Annotated in this window: 15 protein-coding genes and 1 pseudogene; 10 read left to right on the forward strand and 6 right to left on the reverse strand. The window is 50.1% G+C overall.

Annotated features, from left to right (window positions below; genetic code table 11):
- Nucleotides 1-105: 105 nt before the first annotated feature.
- Nucleotides 106-528 carry a copper-binding protein gene (locus tag ACXIZX_RS07515; RefSeq protein WP_479403873.1) on the forward strand — a complete coding sequence of 141 codons (423 nt, stop codon included), beginning with the start codon at nucleotides 106-108 and terminating at the stop codon, nucleotides 526-528.
- A gap of 853 nt (nucleotides 529-1,381) precedes the next feature.
- Here ACXIZX_RS07515 and ACXIZX_RS07520 read toward each other — a convergent pair.
- Entirely contained in the window at nucleotides 1,382-1,612 is a 231-nt protein-coding gene (locus ACXIZX_RS07520; protein ID WP_050680615.1) for a hypothetical protein, read from the reverse strand.
- Between the two features lie 297 nt (nucleotides 1,613-1,909).
- Between ACXIZX_RS07520 and ACXIZX_RS07525 the strand changes: the two genes are divergently transcribed.
- The 7 genes from ACXIZX_RS07525 (at nucleotide 1,910) to copM (ending at nucleotide 8,685) form a co-directional block, all read left to right on the forward strand.
- The gene (locus ACXIZX_RS07525; protein ID WP_039389849.1) at nucleotides 1,910-3,751 is read left to right on the forward strand and encodes a copper resistance system multicopper oxidase; all 1,842 of its coding nucleotides are present in this window, start codon (nucleotides 1,910-1,912) and stop codon (nucleotides 3,749-3,751) included.
- Nucleotides 3,752-3,854: 103 nt separating this feature from the next.
- Nucleotides 3,855-4,739, forward strand: coding sequence for a copper resistance protein B (locus ACXIZX_RS07530; protein WP_479404857.1), 885 nt, complete (start codon nucleotides 3,855-3,857; stop codon nucleotides 4,737-4,739).
- A 31-nt stretch (nucleotides 4,740-4,770) separates the two neighbouring features.
- Nucleotides 4,771-5,151 (forward strand): copper homeostasis periplasmic binding protein CopC, encoded by a 381-nt coding sequence (gene copC, locus ACXIZX_RS07535; RefSeq protein ID WP_039389843.1) that lies wholly within the window; start codon nucleotides 4,771-4,773, stop codon nucleotides 5,149-5,151.
- Nucleotides 5,152-5,155: 4 nt separating this feature from the next.
- Nucleotides 5,156-6,088, forward strand: a complete 933-nt coding sequence (copD, locus tag ACXIZX_RS07540) for a copper homeostasis membrane protein CopD (protein WP_050680616.1) — start codon at nucleotides 5,156-5,158, stop codon at nucleotides 6,086-6,088.
- 31 nt (nucleotides 6,089-6,119) lie between these two features.
- Nucleotides 6,120-6,800 (forward strand): heavy metal response regulator transcription factor, encoded by a 681-nt coding sequence (locus ACXIZX_RS07545; protein ID WP_039389839.1) that lies wholly within the window; start codon nucleotides 6,120-6,122, stop codon nucleotides 6,798-6,800.
- A complete protein-coding gene (locus tag ACXIZX_RS07550; RefSeq protein WP_039389837.1) occupies nucleotides 6,797-8,206 on the forward strand; it encodes a heavy metal sensor histidine kinase in 1,410 nt (469 codons plus the stop codon). The genes ACXIZX_RS07545 and ACXIZX_RS07550 overlap by 4 nt, the downstream gene beginning before the upstream one ends.
- Before the next feature lie 128 nt (nucleotides 8,207-8,334).
- Complete coding sequence (copM, locus tag ACXIZX_RS07555; protein ID WP_039389835.1) at nucleotides 8,335-8,685, forward strand: CopM family metallochaperone; 351 nt, start codon at nucleotides 8,335-8,337, stop codon at nucleotides 8,683-8,685.
- A 159-nt stretch (nucleotides 8,686-8,844) separates the two neighbouring features.
- Here copM and ACXIZX_RS07560 read toward each other — a convergent pair whose 3' ends face one another.
- From ACXIZX_RS07560 to ACXIZX_RS07580, 5 genes and pseudogenes are all read right to left on the reverse strand, one after another.
- Nucleotides 8,845-10,950 carry a tyrosine-type recombinase/integrase gene (locus ACXIZX_RS07560; protein WP_479403874.1) on the reverse strand — a complete coding sequence of 702 codons (2,106 nt, stop codon included), beginning with the start codon at nucleotides 10,948-10,950 and terminating at the stop codon, nucleotides 8,845-8,847.
- Nucleotides 10,950-11,936: a tyrosine-type recombinase/integrase gene (locus ACXIZX_RS07565; RefSeq protein WP_061717563.1), complete on the reverse strand. Its 987-nt coding sequence runs from the start codon at nucleotides 11,934-11,936 to the stop codon at nucleotides 10,950-10,952. Before ACXIZX_RS07565 ends, ACXIZX_RS07560 begins: the two co-directional genes overlap by 1 nt.
- A gap of 73 nt (nucleotides 11,937-12,009) precedes the next feature.
- Nucleotides 12,010-12,237 (reverse strand): annotated as a pseudogene (locus tag ACXIZX_RS07570) (Y-family DNA polymerase); the annotation flags it as partial.
- On the reverse strand, nucleotides 12,237-12,659 hold the full coding sequence (gene umuD, locus ACXIZX_RS07575; RefSeq protein ID WP_061716746.1) for a translesion error-prone DNA polymerase V autoproteolytic subunit: 423 nt from the start codon (nucleotides 12,657-12,659) through the stop codon (nucleotides 12,237-12,239). The pseudogene ACXIZX_RS07570 and the gene umuD, both read right to left, overlap by 1 nt.
- A 140-nt stretch (nucleotides 12,660-12,799) precedes the next feature.
- Entirely contained in the window at nucleotides 12,800-13,312 is a 513-nt protein-coding gene (locus ACXIZX_RS07580; RefSeq protein WP_061716745.1) for a GNAT family N-acetyltransferase, read from the reverse strand.
- 196 nt (nucleotides 13,313-13,508) lie between these two features.
- Here ACXIZX_RS07580 and ACXIZX_RS07585 point away from each other — a divergent pair, with 196 nt between their 5' ends.
- Nucleotides 13,509-13,787, forward strand: a complete 279-nt coding sequence (locus ACXIZX_RS07585; protein ID WP_179451181.1) for a hypothetical protein — start codon at nucleotides 13,509-13,511, stop codon at nucleotides 13,785-13,787.
- A 213-nt stretch (nucleotides 13,788-14,000) separates the two neighbouring features.
- Nucleotides 14,001-14,246, forward strand: a complete 246-nt coding sequence (ycgZ, locus tag ACXIZX_RS07590; RefSeq protein ID WP_007891089.1) for a regulatory protein YcgZ — start codon at nucleotides 14,001-14,003, stop codon at nucleotides 14,244-14,246.
- Nucleotides 14,247-14,286: the final 40 nt, after the last annotated feature.

A 14,286-nucleotide genomic window follows, 5' to 3' on the forward strand; every position in this document is an offset into this window, starting at 1 on the left:
CATATTATCTTTTTTTAAGATGAAATCAGTCTGGCTTGTAAGTTCTTTAGTTGATGACATCTTTGACAGTCCGTTATTTATTCCATTATCAACGGGAAACTTATTATGAAAAGTTTAATCTTCGCTTCCTCTGTCGGACTTAGCTTAATTCCTTCAGCCTGGGCGGATGGAAATATCAACATTCATGAGCATGTTAATAATGCCCAGGCGGCAGCGCATCAGCAACAGTTTTCATCCGTTCCTGAATCTGTCAGGGGGGAAGTATTACAAATGAAGAGTATGGATCAGCATGAACAGGCCCTTAATGTTCATAATTCCATGAAAAATGGTGCTTCTGATGCCCATCAGAAAATGGCGAAGAACCATCAGAAAATGTCAGATGATATGGCCGGCATGAAATCAAGTACCGCGCCATCTTTTGCAGAAATGGATGAACATGAAAGCGCCGCCGTTGCCCACGAAAATATGAGTAACGGCCAGTCAGAAGCACACCAGTCAATGGCTGCAATACATCGCGGTATGAAGTAAAACTGACGGAAGCGGGTTGCTATATCAGTCCTTAATGTTTTTGCAGATGTAGATATTCTTACCTTAAAGATACGATCCCTTTATTCAAATTAGCCCCTATATGGGGCTTTTTTGCAACGCTTACAAAAAATAAACATCTTTTTTATAAGATTTAATTTTTATTTTCCTGCTGCAATTGAAGATGTTATCGCTTTGAACTAATGGCGAGGAGTTCTGTTGAAGCTGTTTCAATCAGCTTAGTTTTTTTACATGGCTGAGTGTGATGTTTCTCAATAAATAATTTGCTTAATGTCGCTTGTTTTTTGAGTGATGCCAAATCACATTAATCAATTCCTCTGGCAATTATTTTAAATATTCACGACTGAAGCAAGAGCACACCTTTCTGAACGGTTTAGAGTTTTTCATTATGCATAATAGCGGCGTATACGACATGAAATGTAAAAAACTGACTTACAAAATCTATAGGCTCTGATGATATCCTGTAAGCGGTTGTATATTCATTTTGATGCTTTCTACCGTTTCAACATGAGGCCTTTCAGGCTTAACCTGAAGATAAATCGCAGATTGCAGTGCAGGTTAGGGCGATTAGCTGGCAGACAAGACCTGAACCGGGTGAAAAAAGGGAAATACAGTTACACCTTACTGCACGTTGAGTAAACCGGGGGCTGCGGTAAAAAGAATGTTTAAAATATAAAAATGTAGCCCGCCACAGTCAGCGGGCCGGCTGAAATCAGCCTGAAAGAAGATTTACCGGAAATACATTAATGATGAGGGTAATACACAACACATCCCGGATGCAGTGGCAAGGAAGAACAGAAAACTCCGGGCGAATTTTCTGTCCACATACTATCCGTTATTTCTCTTCCAGCATCATTTTACGGTGCATATCGATAATGCTCTGATGCGCAGCTGAGTTTGCATTATCCATGCTCTCATGCGCAAGAATGGCACGTTCATGCTCATTCATCGCAGAGACAGAAACACGGTTATCAGTGTTATCTAGTACTGTTTCAGGATGCTGCTGTGCCCATGCGGACGAAGCGGAAATCAGGATCACAAGAGGGATAAGCTTTACTTTTTTCATGGTGGCAGTCCTTAACGTTGAATGTAAAATAAGAATAAACAATTACCGGCCGGGTTTACCTGTGGCCTTAGTGATGTTCATCGTACAGAAGAAAAAACGTTACGGCGAAAAATGACAGAAATGTAATTTATAAACAGTGCGTTCCAACATTACACAATTGTAATCACACAAAGTCTGTAGCTGTGGTAGCTTTCCGGTAACAAAAAACTTTTCATCCTGAACGGTAAGCACGGCTTGTGCTTCCGGAGCGGAGAGAGCCATTCTCCCGGGATAACAGAAAATTGCCGGAGTTCAGTCATGCAGCTTAAAAGTTCACGACGTAATTTCATTAAAGGGATCACTGCCGCTGGCATTGTGGGCGGACTGGGCCTGCGAACATTCGATGCATTCTCGGCGGTAAGCCTGATGCAGTCCCGCACACTTACCGGCACAGACTTTGATCTGTTTATTGGCGAGACGCCGCTAAATATCACCGGTAAAACCCGGTATGCAAAAACCATTAATGCCGGCCTGCCAGGCCCTCTGTTGCGCTGGAAAGAAGGCGATACCGTTACATTAAGAGTTAAAAATCGCCTTTCTGAACCGACATCAATTCACTGGCATGGCATTCTTCTGCCGGCGAATATGGATGGCGTACCGGGACTGAGTTTTCATGGTATTGAGCCGGACGATACCTATGTTTACTCCTTTAAGATAAAGCAGAACGGTACATACTGGTATCACAGCCATTCCGGCCTGCAGGAGCAGGAAGGTGTCTATGGCCCGATTATTATTGATGCAGCTGAACCAGAACCGTTTGTCTGGGACAGCGAACACATAGTCATGCTTACCGACTGGTCTGATGAAAAAGCATCAGACATTCTCGCCAAACTGAAAAAGCAGTCCGATTATTACAACTTTGCGAAACCTACCGTTTCTGACTTTTTCCGTGACGCCAGGGAAAAAGGTCTAGGCAGTACGTTGTCCGATCGGAAAATGTGGGCGGAAATGAAGATGAATCCGACGGATCTGGCTGACGTCAGTGGTGCCACATATACCTATCTCATGAACGGGCAGGGCCCTGGAAAAAACTGGACAGGGCTGTTCCGTAAAGGCGAGAAGGTACGCCTGCGTTTCATTAACGGTTCCGCCATGACCTACTTTGATGTGCGCATTCCGGGGTTGAAAATGACGGTCGTGGCGGCTGATGGCCAGTATGTCACGCCTGTTGCTGTTGACGAGTTCCGCATCGCTGTGGCCGAAACTTACGATGTAATCGTGGAGCCGGCTGAAGATGCCTACACTATTTTCGCGCAGTCTATGGACAGAAGCGGCTACGCTCGCGGCACGCTGGCTGTCCGTGAAGGGCTTTATGCTCCGGTACCGGCTCCCGATCCTCGCCCCTGGCTGACTATGGACGATATGGGTATGGGCGGCATGGATCATGGCAGCATGGGCGATATGGATCACAGCCAGATGCAGAGCATGAATAACGACACCATGACGGGCATGGATGGTAATGCTATGCAGGCTATGGATGGCTCTGGTGTCTCCGGAGCAGCAGAAAGTATGCCGGAAATGGACCATAGCGCCATGGCCGGGATGGATCACGGCAGTATGAGTGGCATGGGGGACATGCAGAAACATCCTGCATCTGAAACAGACAATCCTCTGGTTGATATGCAGGCCATGATGCCGGCGCCTAAATTAAGTGACCCGGGCATTGGTCTGCGCAATAACGGCAGAAAAGTCCTTACGTATGCCGATCTGAAAAGCACATTTGACGATCCGGACGGGCGTGAGCCATCGCGTACCATCGAGCTACATCTCACCGGACATATGGAAAAATTCGCCTGGTCATTCAACGGTATTAAATTCTCCGATTCAGAACCGGTTACGTTGCGATATGGCGAACGCGTGCGTGTGGTGCTGGTTAACGACACGATGATGACGCACCCCATTCACCTGCATGGTATGTGGAGCGATCTGGAGGATGAGGACGGTAATTTCCTGGTACGCAAACACACTATCGATATGCCTCCGGGTACCCGCCGAAGCTATCGGGTAACTGCCGATGCACTCGGGCGGTGGGCTTATCACTGTCATCTTCTTTTCCATATGGAAACCGGCATGTTTCGTGAAGTCCGGGTTACAGAGTGAGGTAGCGATAATGTCAGTTTCAGGATGGAATGATATGACAAAGTATTTTTCACGTTCCGCTGCAGGTTTGCTGGCCTGCACTGCGTTTGCCGGAGCGATAGTGATGCCCGCGTTTGCAGCACCTACGGGACCATCTGACAATTTACAACAGCATGATATGTCAGGCATGGACCATTCTGCTATGCAGGGAATGGATCATGCGTCTATGGAAGGAATGACGCCTGGGACATCCGGTATGGGGGGTATGGAATCCATGCAGCCCGCGGCGCCAGCAGAAAGCCGTACACCCATTCCGCCGGTTACGGAGGCGGACCGTAAGGCAGCATTCCCGGACGTACATGGGCATAAGGTTCATGACAACAGCATAAATTACTTTGTGCTTGCCGATCAGCTTGAATGGCAAAAAAACAACGATCCGGGTGGCTTCAGCTGGGATGTAAGCGGCTGGGCTGGCGGGGATATCAATCGACTCTGGTTACGTAGCGAAGGTGAAACCACCCGAGATAAAGCCGAATCCGCAGAAGTTCAGGCTTTATGGGGACATGCTCTGACACCCTGGTGGGACGTGGTTGCCGGTGCCCGGCAGGATTTCAGGCCCGGAAAACCGCAAACCTGGCTGGCTGCTGGTTTTCAGGGCATGGCGTTGTACAACTTTGAAAGTGAGCTGACTGCGTTTGCCGGCGAGCAGGGACGGACAGCGCTCAGGCTGGAAGCCGAATACGATGTGCTGCTGACCAATCGCCTGATCCTGCAACCTTCCTTTGAGGCGAATATTTACGGGAAAGATGATGAGGCACGGGAAACCGGTAAAGGCCTTTCCAGTACCGAACTTGCTCTTCGCCTTCGCTATGAAGTGAAAAGAGAATTTGCACCTTACGTAGGGGTTTCGTGGAGCCAGCTCTATGGCAATACTGCTGATATGGCTGCCCGTGAAGGTGAAAAAGATAACGAAGTGCGCTTCCTCCTCGGGGCTCGCATGTGGTTCTGATGCAGTTAATTCAAACAAAACAGGTATTATTATGAAACATTCATCTGCCAAATATTTCTTCGCTTTAATTGCTTCTGGCGCGGCTTTTGCTGCACAGGCGCATCCGGAACTGGCGTCTGCTGTCCCTGCTGATAAGTCTCAGATAACGGCACCGTCTAAACTGGAACTGCATTTCACCGAAAATCTGGTAACGAAATTTTCCGGCGCCCGTCTTGTAATGACCGCCATGCCGGGCATGTCTTCTCATGCGCCAATGCCGGTTGCGGCTAAAGTCTCAGCGGGCAGCGATCCGAAAACGATGATTATCACACCGGCAAAAACTCTGCCTGCAGGAACCTATAAAGTGGAATGGCGGGCGGTATCTTCTGATACTCACCCCCGGACCGGCAACTACAGTTTCAGCGTGAAGTAATACCATGAACGATCAGACTTTTATTATCATCCGTTTTTTTCTTTACCTTGATCTTATGCTTCTTTTTGGCCTGCCTTTATTCGAAATTTATGGGGTAAAGGGAGTATTGAAGAAATCGGTATCGTTGTTCAGCGTCTGGTCGTTCTTTTTTACGCTCATCTCTGCTGGCATGGTTTTGTCCCTTGCAAATATGCTGCTTGTCGCTCAGGCCATGAGTGGCGTCAGTGATCCCGGCGAACTGACTCTCCATATTATGGAGATGGTTGTCGGGGAAACTGCAGTGGGCATGAGCTGGGTTATCCGCTTCGCTGCACTGGTCATGGCGTTTATCGGGCTTGGCCTGCGGCTCAGGCATGTCGGGCTGTCACGTTATGTGCTTACCCTGTCCGGCGGTATAGCACTTGCTACACTGGCATGGGGCGGGCATGCGGCAATGAATGACGGCATCAGCTACTATCTTCATCTTCTGAGCGATATCATTCATCTGACAGCGGCCGGGGCCTGGATCGGTGCACTGGCGGCTTTTACTCTGCTCTTATGCATCAAAAAGGCTGAAAAGGCTGTCTATGCCAGCCAGCTGGCCGCAGCGTTGTCGGGTTTTGCCCGTGCCGGCACGATCATTGTGCTGAGCATTGTCATCACCGCCGTGGTTAACTTCGTATTTATCGTTGAAAAGCCTCTGAGTACCCTGCCGGGCAGTGACTATGGTCTGCTGCTGCTGATAAAAACTGTTCTGTTTTTTCTGATGCTGCTGCTGGCCGCCGCCAATCGCTTCCGGCTTACACCGCGACTGGAAACGGCCCTGCTTCAGGGCCAATATAAGATGGGTATTTACCTGATGCGTAAAAGCATTATCACGGAATTTACTGTTTCGGTACTGATACTGGCAACCGTCGCCTGGCTGGGCACGCTATCGCCGGGTACCGGTATGGAATAACGACTAACCGTAGCCTGCAGGAAAGCTGCCCATGACCACTATGCTGATCGTTGAGGATGAACTGAAAACCGGTACCTACCTGAAACAGGGGCTTCTGGAAGCGGGATATGATGTAACCCTTGTAAACGACGGGCGTCAGGGACTGGAGCATATCCTGCGACAGCATTATGATCTCATTATTCTGGATGTAATGCTGCCCTCAATGGACGGCTGGGATATTCTTCAGCAGATGCGTATGGCCCGGCACGAAGAGCCCGTGTTGTTTCTGACTGCCCGGGATAACGTCAGTGAAAAGATTAAAGGTCTCGATCTTGGCGCGGATGACTATCTGCTCAAACCCTTTGATTTTGCCGAGCTCCTGGCGCGTATCCGCACCCTGCTCAGACGCAACCGTACGCAAACGTCCGGTACGCACCGCATTGCTGATTTGGTTATGGATGTCACCCGCCGGAGTGTGAGCCGTTCCGGCAAAAAGATACATTTGTCTGCTAAAGAATTTGTGCTGCTTGAGCTACTGTTACAGCGGACCGGAGAGGTGCTGCCAAGGAGCCTGCTTTCATCTCTGGTCTGGAATATCAATTTTGAAAGCGATACCAATGTGATTGATGTGGCCGTCAGACGACTTCGCAGTAAGGTGGATGATGACTTTACACCAAAGCTTATTCACACGGTACGGGGTATCGGATATGTGCTGGAGATACGGGAAGAGTGAAGCGTAACTGGTCCCTGACATCACGACTGAGCATAATCTTTGCCGGCGTGATGATGTCCGTCTGGCTTCTTTCGAGTGTGCTGCTTGTAGCCGCCCTCAGCAGTTATTTTCGTCATCAGGATGCCACATTGCTGACCGGAAAGCTTGAACTTGCCACAGAGCTTCTTGAGGGCGAGGTGCACGCCGGAAAGCTCGACAGCGCATCGCTTGCACGAAAGCTTTCGGATGCCATGGTTGGTCACAGCGGACTTTATCTTTCCGTTAAAACAACTGATAACCAGATGCTGGCCGACTATTCATCACCCGGTTTTTTGGTGCCTTATGAGCGCTTTAGCGGCGAAGCTACCCGTCCGGGTATTATGCAGACGGTAGAGGAAGATAGCTGGCGTTATAACGTTATGGTCAGAAAAATTAATGCGAAGAGCGCAGGAAAACTAAACGATGTACTGATTACGGCCGCCTATGATACCAGCCTTCATGATGAGTTTATCGGTCAGCTTAAAAAATGGCTGGTCTGGTTTAATGTCGCCCTGATATTTATCTCCGTTTTTCTGGGATGGCTCGTCACCCGGATGGGACTCAGGCCTCTGAATGAAATAAACCGGCTTGCCTCAGCAATTACGATTAACAGCCTGAGCAAACGTCTCCCTGGCCATAATCTGCCAGCCGAACTAAAGGTAACAGTAGCTGAATTTAACAGCATGCTTGAACGGCTGGAAGATTCATTCTGTCGTCTGTCTGAGTTCTCTTCGGATATCGCGCATGAACTGCGTACCCCTGTCAGTAATCTGATGATGCAGACTCAGGTTGCGCTGTCCCGTGAACGTGATGCCGAAAGTTACCGTGAGGTACTTTTTTCAAATCTGGAAGAGCTGAGCCGGCTCGCCAGAATGAGCAGTGATATGCTTTTCCTGGCTAAATCTGAAAACGGGCTGATGCCTCTGGAGAAACAGGACGTTTCGTTAAACGCAGAGCTGGAAGAGCTCCTCGATTTTTTTGAACCGCTTGCCGGTGACAGCGGCAAAACGCTTTCTCTGCAGGGGGAGGCAGTTGTCAGAGGCGATCGCCTGATGCTGCGTCGTGCAATGAGTAATCTGATAACTAACGCCATAAAATATTCATTACCGGGATCAGCTATTAATGTGCTGGCTGAACACCACGCCGGCAGGGTTTTTATACATATCTCTAACCCCACAGAAAATATCAACCGGGATAGTCTGAACCGGCTTTTTGACCGCTTTTACCGGGGCGACGCTTCCCGTCAGCATAATACGGACGGTGCCGGGCTGGGGCTGTCCATCACCCGTTCTGTTTTACTGGCTCATGAGGGCGATCTGCAGGTTTCCATGAACGATAATGTAATTACGTTCACGGCCATGATGCCGGCTCCCCGGGAGGTGTTTTAACGTTTTACCGGCAGGTCGGCAATTTTCATGGCCTTGTACTGCCTTAGTATCAGTAATAGGTTTCCCGGCACATTAAAGGATATCGGGAAAATCTGAAGTCTGAATCCAATACATGAAGGAGTGACGTTATGAAAAAAACGCAATTTGTTTTTGCTTCACTGATTTTTGCCCTGCCGGCTGCCGTTATAGCCCAGCAGCCGGACTCAAAGATGTCCCAGGATATGAATATGTCCCCGGCTTCAAAAGAGTACATGTCTGGCATGCAAAAGATGCACAGCGGCATGATGAATGCCATGAAGGAACAGGATGCTGACAGAGCGTTTGCCAGGGGCATGATTGAGCACCACAAAGGGGCTATTGCCATGGCCGAAACGGAACTGAAATACGGGAAAGATCCGGAAATGAAGAAGATGGCAGAGGACATTATCAAAGCGCAAAAAGGTGAAATTGAGCATATGGAAACGTGGCTGAAAAAATAATCATCTTCCGCTTTGGGGTCTGTTAACGTAAAGCAGGTTTCTGGCGGAGGACCTCTGGGAATCTTTAATGAGAAAGTAATATAACCTGTCTGAACCTTCGCCCCGGGTCCAGCATTCATTTTTCAGGCAAAATGCTTCTCCGGGGCGAAACAGGGTGCCTTACTGTTTTTTCAATGCATAATCCAGTTTTTCCATATCGTTAACGACAATTTCTTGCTCGTCAGCTGTCAGCGGAACTTCCTCCAGATAACGCTTCACTGAAGCCTTACTTTCCAGCAGCAGGCCTCTGGCGCTTTCTTTAGGTAGGTTAAAATCGCACCCGATACAGGCCATACGGTGAGGGCAGCTGCTCCAGAATGGGTTCGTACAGAAAGAATCCCCTAAATCGTAATAGGTTGCCGGTCCGGTCAGGCTGACAGCCTCCGGATCATGATCGATTAGCACGCTCATCATATGCGCCACCCGGTCCGCCTTCACAAAAGACGCAGCCAGCTGGGTAGGACGTATACGAATATAATGCATGGTGGACTGAGGCGTAGAATGACCTGACCACTGCATCAGCTCATACAAAGTCATGCCCTGTGGAACACTGGCCAGGGCTGTAACTGCTGAAGCGCGCCCCCGATGGCTGGTAATTGGCCCCCGGCTGTCTTGCGCAGGCACACCCGCTCTGGCACAGAGAACCGGGATGACAGTCCGGTTTATGACATCCCTGCCGACAGGTTTGCCCCGAAACTGAAACAGGAAGCGGACTTTTTCACCGGTACGCTCATCCGTAAGAGCTGCCTGTTCCTGTGGACGTTCGCTGAGCCAGATATCAACGTACTTTTTCACGACGGCAGAGATAGGTTTTACAAAGGCTTTAGACGTTTTTCCTGCCGGTACGCTGAGGTAGCAAAGCGTTCCTGCCGGAATGATGTTGCCATCCTCCCGCCTGATATCATCCGCCTGCAGAGTGATGCAGCCAGCAGTAAGACGCATTAACTCGTTCTGGCGCAGCCCGGCATGTGTCCAGATAACGGCCATCGCCTGCAACATGGACAGAGGATAGTGAATGTCACTCAGGAGATCTTCATGGCGCAGATTGAGGCTTGCCCAGATCAGCTTCAGCCAGACCGGATCATCAATGACGCGGGGATTTACACTCTGACGGAACAGTGGAGTGCCAGGCGTAGAGAGATGTCGTGCCGGACTGAATTTCAGTCGCCCCCAGCCCCAGTTTTCATAATCGATCATGAAACGGCGAACCGCATAAACAAATCCACTACGGGAATTCGGCAGCAAGGGCTCACCTATCCGGGCAGATTGCCGGGCACCTCCTTCGGTGCCCAGTGACAGCTCGCCCACCTTCATTCGTCCAACTGCCGCAATAAAGCTGGCACAGGTTTCCATTGTCCAGTCGGCCGGTTCGTGAATATCCGGATATTCACGGGCAAGCCACAGCCCACAGCGGAGAATAAAACTGTACTGGTTCTCCCGCGATCGGGGGCGAAGCACTGACGTATGCCTCCATTTCCGGCACCACCTGACCCAGTCTGCCGCGATACCTTGCGTGGGTTTTTCATGCCATTCTTTATAATTCCGCATACGCACAGAATTTTTTATGATGCCCATTGCGGCAAGTGCGTGTGAAACCCTGCCAGCTGTTTTTGCTATTCCCCGGTCGTGATAATTCTGCGCCCGCCACAGCAGATCGATCGTAAAGCTTTCAAGTTGAGGATTTTTATTCATCAGCATCAGTACGCCGAGTATGGCTGACAGAGCATTTTTCTGGTTCTGACTTTTATACCCAAGCGAAACCAGAACTTCAGTCAGACGGCTGAGCTCCTGACTGAAAATGTTCTGTCCAAAAATGGCTCGGGCATACAGCGACGGCGCGCCCTGATGCGGCAAACTGAACGGAGAAGAAAATGGGCCAAGATGAAAGGCAAAAGCGGCAAGCAGCGGCCTGCCTGATTCATGCTGCTGTAACAGATAAATCCATTTTTCCTGCGGCCACTGCCAGCAGGGTTTCCCTGTCCGGTGTGTTTCTGCCAGAACGGAAAGAATTATGATTCTGATCAGCCTGTCACTGGTTCCACTGCGAGTGGCAATATCCTGCAAAGGCATCAGTAACAATGACAAAGAATCCGGCTGTTCGAGAGCGGCTGATCTGCGATGGCCTGTACTTAGCGCTGCCCGTTCTTCAGCAGTGAGCACATCATTCAGCTGATAATCTGTACGTTCAAAGGGGCTATAAGTACACATGATTATTTCTTCTTTCATCAGCGAGTCTCCGTCTGAAAAATAAGGCCGGCAACTTTTCGATCAATTTCAGCTACTGCAGCGGCCATCCGACCAGCCAAATCAGAACCTGAAAGATGGATGTAAATCTGGGTAGTACGCGGATCGCGGTGTCCTGCGTATGCGGCTAGTTCATGGAGTTTCCATCCAAAGCGTGCCAGGTGCGTCAGACGAAGATGGCGGAAGGTATGTGTGGTGATTTGTGGAAGGCCGGCATCAAGTGCCCATTTCCGGACAGTTTTACTCCAGTTCCAGAAAGACAGGGGGGCACCGTGGTTACGATCAGAAGCCGAGCGAAACAATGCACCTTCTCGGTAACCCGCGAGCCGTAACTGCCGGAAATGATTTGTCAGCACCGGTGTTACGGCGGAACTGTAGCAGACTATCCTTTCCCGCCTGTTTTTCGTCGTTTCGGCGCGAACACGAATCAGACGATGAGCAGGATCAATATCTTCAAGCATGAGGGAGGCTACTTCTGCGCGACGAAGCGCACCGTAATACGCCAGGGCTAGCATCAGTCTGTCACGCAGGGAGGCGGCAGAGACATGCATCAGGAATCTTAGCCATTGCTCATCATCAGGAATAACGGGCAGACGTGTGATACGGGGAACCAGACCGCGTCCCGTATAAGCGCTCCCCGGCAAACCCGAACGGGGTAACGGGTTGAGACTGCAGATATCCTGATAAACCAGAAAGTCATACCAGAGACGGATCGCAGAAAGGCGCAGCTGGAGCGTGGCGCTGGCCGCGGGAAAAGGCATGCCGGGTAGCTGAGGGCTGATGTAGGCGGCCAGGTCTTCAAACCGGGCCTTTTCAGGTTCAATGCTGTTCTGGCTGCAGAACGCAAAATAATGGCTGAGGGCACTGCGGTAGGCGGAGAGTGTGGCCTGAGCCCTGCCCAGGTCGGACAGCAGTTTCAGCCAGCGCTCCGCCAGTACCAGAACGTCCTGATTTGGTGGAATCATCATTGTGTTTACCTCTGACAGCAGCATTGCTATTCAAAGTTTACCCAGTCAATGTTGCATTCCACTTAACTTACTACAATGCATAGTTAGACGAGAACACCACCACTTTATGGCGCATCAACTCTTCGCGATGTTTGAAGTAGGGCGCGCCCATCTTGATGCCCAGCGCCTTGGCTTCTCTGCTCAGGGAAATAATGCAGCCGTCGTTATTCGACAGCACCACAATCGGTTTGCCACGCAGATCCGGGCGAAACACCGTTTCACAGCTGGCATAAAACGAGTTCACATCCACCAGGGCAAACATCAGCGGCCTATAGTTTTAATCACGTGTTTAACGATGCCGAAGACTTCGAACTCATCGGCATCAGGAATGGCAATAACCGCATGCGCGGCATTCATCGGTTTGAGATGCAGGTAAGGCTGCAGCATCAGCTGTTTCACGGTGAACTCGCCGGAAAGCGAAGCCACCACAATGTCACCGTGTTTGGGTTTCAGCGAGCTATCCACCACCAGCATGTCGCCCTCATTGATACCAATGTCGATCATCGAATCACCGCTGACTCGGATGAAGTAGGTTGAGCTGGGGTGGTCGACTAAAAAGTCGTTGAGGTCGATGCGTTGTTCAACGTAGTCCTGCGCCGGGGACGGGAAGCCGCAGGGCACGCGGCTGATGAACAAGGGTAAGGCGAGAATGGCGCGGATTTCCGCGGGTTGATAAAACTGCATGGCTGCGATCTCAAATCATTACTGTATATGTATACAGTAATGTCGATTGGGCAGTTTGATCAAGCCAGAACCCGCAATGATTTGCAAAACAGTTGGCAACAAAGGAAATTTATTTTGTGCCAAAGGGCTTGCCGCTGCGCTTAAATCATCATTCCCATGATCTGCATCGTGCTCTGCTGCGAAGCGGTGACAAACGGAATGTCTTTGATGTGCTGCATACCAAAGGCTTCATAGAATTTACGTGCACGCACGTTATCGCCTAACACTTCCAGCCACAGATAGCCTTCACGCTTGTCGCGCGCCTCATTGATGATGCTCTCGAACATCCAGCGACCGTAGTTTTTGCCGGTTTCTTCCGGATTGAGATACAGCTTATTCAGCAGCGCGCCGCTCATGCCGGAATCCGGTACCGGCGTGTTCCAGGTGACTTTGGCAAAGCCAATCGGCTTGTCGGTCTCGGCGATCAGCCAGCTCTCGTTGGGCGCCGCCAAGCTGCTATTCAGTTCCGCCAGACCGTATTCCTTGTCGATAAAGGCATCCAGCTCTTCTGCGGAAACCCACATATGTTTAAAATGCGCGCTGTAGGTCATGCGGCCCAGCAGGTGCAGCAGCTCTGCATCCTCTGCCTTGGCTTTGCGTATGGTGAACTCCATGCCAGATTTCCTTGCTTCATTCTTGTTATTAATCACATCGTCGGTGCGAGCAGAGGCCACCGAAGGGCAGTTACCATAACGTGTTAGTAACAAAAACCCAAGATAACCAGAGCTTTCTGTTAACAAGGCACCACGCTGATGATCTATAGTGAGTAGTGAGAAGCAAGCGTAAGCCCATATTCTCAGGAGGTAGAAGATGTCAGATTCGCAACCTAAAATTATCGGCGAAGCGGCCTATGCGTTACTGCTACGTCGTGAGGATGTCAGCGTCTCCTCACTGCTGGCAGAACTCGCGTGCATGGCGAGAAAAGAGCAAAACACGCAACAGCAGCAGCGCATTAGCCAGGCTCAGCAATGGCTGCTCACGCACCGTCAACCGGCGGGCAGCGATAACCGCGTCCATTCCGCGTTGCGCGGGTTGAGTCGTCAGGAAGGCAGCGTCAGAATGCCTTCGGCCGATGCCGACGACAGTTGACTAGCCCAACAGGCTCACGCGTCGATGACTTTCGGCGCTGAGCGCACGGATTTGGAAACAAAAGCTTTCCAATTATCCTAATTCACCTTTATTAGCACTTTTTGCAACAAATCCCGCCTGCTAACTTGAGTAAGCTCCTTGTACAGCTTTTTGCTATCTGTACAACTTTACTTAGGTCAAATGACCTAACTTTTTTAATTATTGGGGTCAATTATGCGTCAGAACGGATACACGCCGAGTTCAGTCGAGGCCATTGCCAACTACTTCAGCAAAGCGTCGCTGCCATCGCAGCAGGAAACATTGGGTCAGATCGTGGTTGAAATCTTACGCGAAGGCCGTAATCTCAACCGCAAATCGCTCTGCACTAAGCTGCTGCGCAGACTGGAACTGGCCGCCAATGCCGAAGAAGAGCATCATTATCATCAACTGATTGGCTTGTTATTCGAACGCGAAAGCTGAGAGCCTGTCAGACGTCAAACTTGTACAAGTATTAAAATTT

Source organism: Candidatus Pantoea symbiotica (assembly GCF_056491525.1).

Coding starts and splice junctions, on each gene's coding strand:
- ACXIZX_RS07525 (WP_039389849.1), top strand. CDS start 1,910: ATGCAGCTTAAAAGTTCACGACGTAATTTCATTAAAGGGATCACTGCC.
- ACXIZX_RS07585 (WP_179451181.1), top strand. CDS start 13,509: ATGTCAGATTCGCAACCTAAAATTATCGGCGAAGCGGCCTATGCGTTA.
- ycgZ (WP_007891089.1), top strand. CDS start 14,001: ATGCGTCAGAACGGATACACGCCGAGTTCAGTCGAGGCCATTGCCAAC.
- copC (WP_039389843.1), top strand. CDS start 4,771: ATGAAACATTCATCTGCCAAATATTTCTTCGCTTTAATTGCTTCTGGC.
- copM (WP_039389835.1), top strand. CDS start 8,335: ATGAAAAAAACGCAATTTGTTTTTGCTTCACTGATTTTTGCCCTGCCG.
- ACXIZX_RS07545 (WP_039389839.1), top strand. CDS start 6,120: ATGACCACTATGCTGATCGTTGAGGATGAACTGAAAACCGGTACCTAC.
- ACXIZX_RS07520 (WP_050680615.1), bottom strand. CDS start 1,612: ATGAAAAAAGTAAAGCTTATCCCTCTTGTGATCCTGATTTCCGCTTCG.
- ACXIZX_RS07560 (WP_479403874.1), bottom strand. CDS start 10,950: ATGAAAGAAGAAATAATCATGTGTACTTATAGCCCCTTTGAACGTACA.
- ACXIZX_RS07580 (WP_061716745.1), bottom strand. CDS start 13,312: ATGGAGTTCACCATACGCAAAGCCAAGGCAGAGGATGCAGAGCTGCTG.
- copD (WP_050680616.1), top strand. CDS start 5,156: ATGAACGATCAGACTTTTATTATCATCCGTTTTTTTCTTTACCTTGAT.
- ACXIZX_RS07565 (WP_061717563.1), bottom strand. CDS start 11,936: ATGATGATTCCACCAAATCAGGACGTTCTGGTACTGGCGGAGCGCTGG.
- ACXIZX_RS07530 (WP_479404857.1), top strand. CDS start 3,855: ATGCCCGCGTTTGCAGCACCTACGGGACCATCTGACAATTTACAACAG.
- umuD (WP_061716746.1), bottom strand. CDS start 12,659: ATGCAGTTTTATCAACCCGCGGAAATCCGCGCCATTCTCGCCTTACCC.
- ACXIZX_RS07515 (WP_479403873.1), top strand. CDS start 106: ATGAAAAGTTTAATCTTCGCTTCCTCTGTCGGACTTAGCTTAATTCCT.